The sequence below is a fragment of the Streptomyces sp. 13-12-16 genome, assembly GCF_002114215.1.
Lineage (GTDB): Bacteria > Actinomycetota > Actinomycetes > Streptomycetales > Streptomycetaceae > Streptomyces.
Window position 1 is genome coordinate 1 of sequence record NZ_NCTE01001120.1, and the last position, 689, is coordinate 689.

1 pseudogene is annotated in these 689 nt (G+C 77.5%); it reads left to right on the plus strand.

Annotated elements, in window-relative coordinates:
• A pseudogene (locus B7767_RS36170) lies at nucleotides 1-689 on the plus strand (chromosome segregation protein SMC); the annotation flags it as partial.

The following is a 689-nucleotide window of genomic DNA, read 5'->3' on the forward strand; positions in this document are numbered from 1 at the left end:
GGCCACCGCCGCCGAACGCAGCCGCGCGGCGACCCAGGCCCGCCACGAGGCCCTCGCCCTCGGCCTGCGCCGCAAGGACGGCACCGGTGCCCTGCTGAGCGCGAAGGACCGCCTCACGGGGTTGCTGGGCCCGGCCGCGGAGCTGCTGACGGTGACGCCCGGCTACGAGGTACCGCTCGCAGCCGCGTTCGGCACGGCGGCGGACGCCCTCGCGGTCGCCTCACCGTCCGCCGCGGCCGACGCGATCCGTCTCCTGCGCGAACAGGACGCGGGCCGGGCAACCCTGCTCCTGGCGGAAGCAGGCGGAACAACCCCCCGAAGGGGCGCGGAGAACTGCGCGCCCGGCCCCGAGGCACCCGCGACCGACCTCCCCGTTGATGATGTGGCCGACGGGCCCGCCGCAGCACCCCGAAAGGACGCGGGGAACTGCGCGCCCGGCCACGACGCACCCGCCCTCCCCGCCGAGCGCCTCGTCGGCGGACCCCCCGAGCTGATGCCGGCCGTGCGGCGGCTGCTGGACCGCGTCGTCGTCGTCGGCACCCTGGAGGACGCCGAGGAAGTCGTCGGCGCCCACCCCGGCCTCACCGCCGTCACCGCCGAAGGCGACCTGCTCGGCGCCCACTTCGCGCAGGGCGGCTCCGCGGGCGCCCCCAGCCTGCTGGAAGTACAGGCGTCCGTGGACGAGGCCG